The 1370-nt window shown below is 44.9% G+C and carries 1 protein-coding gene; it reads left to right on the top strand.

The genetic code is table 11. From position 1 onward, the window contains the following. Nucleotides 1-1348, top strand: a 1348-nt coding sequence (locus F6K53_RS42765) for a thioester reductase domain-containing protein (RefSeq protein ID WP_293086672.1), incomplete at its 5' end; no start/stop codon positions are given. Between the last annotated feature and the right edge of the window lie 22 nt (nt 1349-1370).

The following is a 1370-nucleotide window of genomic DNA, read 5'->3' as shown; positions in this document are numbered from 1 at the left end:
AGCAATTCGGCTCCTTTTCCAAGTAAGACACACTTTTGGAGTTGATTTCCCCCTACGCACCTTGTTAGAAGCACCCACAGTAGCTCACATGGCTGAAGCAATCGAGACATTCAGCAACTCAGAAGAAGCTGCAGGGATTGAAAGCATGACTGTGGAAGAGTTGCTTTCAGAGGCAGTTTTAGATCCCATCATCAAACCGAACTTTACTTCCGTTGGGTCTTATGCCGAACCCAATGCTATTTTCTTGACTGGAGCAACAGGATTTCTCGGTGCTTTTTTACTCGATGAACTCCTCAGACAAACCCAAGCCAGAATTTATTGCCTGGTTCGTGCCTGTAAGACTACTGCTGAAGGCAAGCATAAAATTACCAACAACCTCGATCGCTATTTACTGGAATATGAAAATTTCAACTCCCGGATTATTCCAGTCATAGGGGATTTGTCCCAGTCACTTTTGGGACTGCACGAGCAACAGTTCGAGCAGCTAGCACGGGAAATCGATATTATCTATCACGCTGCTACCTTCTTAAATTTAGCGTATCCCTACAGGGCTATGCGAGCAGCCAACGTGGGAGGAACTCAGGAAATCTTGAGATTAGCCAGTCAAATCAAACTCAAGTCCGTCCATTTTATCTCTTCACCCGCTATTTTTAAGTCAACAGGGTATTTCAACAAGCCATCCATTCGAGAAGAAGACCCTTTGGAGGATTGTGAAGTAGTCTATGGAGGTTATGCTCAAAGTAAATGGGTAGCAGAAAAATTGTTTAAAACCGCACATTCCCTCGGCATTCCGGTTAGTATCTACCGACCGGGGACGATTAGCGGGCACAGTAAAACTGGCGCATCTAATGCCGAGCAAACCTTAGGTAGGCTGCTAAAGAGCTTTGTCGAGCAAGGCATTGCTCCCGATCTCAATATTGAATTCGATTTGACACCAGTAGACTATGTCAGTCAAGCCATTGTTTATCTATCTAGGCAGAAAGAATCCCTAGGAAAAAGCTTCCACTTAGTCAATCCTCAGTGTTTGCAGATAGGGGAGCTAGTCGATCTCATCCGTTCTCTCGGCTACCCTATCGAGCAAATAGACTATCCCCAGTGGGAATCAAAAATGCGGGATGTGATCTTGAGTTCCCCAGAAAATGTTTTAAGTCCCATCTTGCCGTTTTTAACCAAAAAAATTCCCGGAACCCAGCTAACCTATTTAGAGGCATCCTCCTTCACGTCAAAGTTGGATTGCGAGAATACTGTTAAGGGACTTGCTAATTCTGGTATTACTTGCGCGCCCCCAGACAGCCAGTTGCTTCAGGTTTACCTTCGGCAAATCGAAGAGTTTCCATTTAGCATGTAGGAGGGATAGAATAGATTGACCA

It is taken from the genome of Moorena sp. SIO4A1 (assembly GCF_010672065.1).
In the GTDB taxonomy this organism is placed as follows: domain Bacteria; phylum Cyanobacteriota; class Cyanobacteriia; order Cyanobacteriales; family Coleofasciculaceae; genus Moorena.
This window is presented reverse-complemented; position numbering and strand designations above follow the sequence as displayed.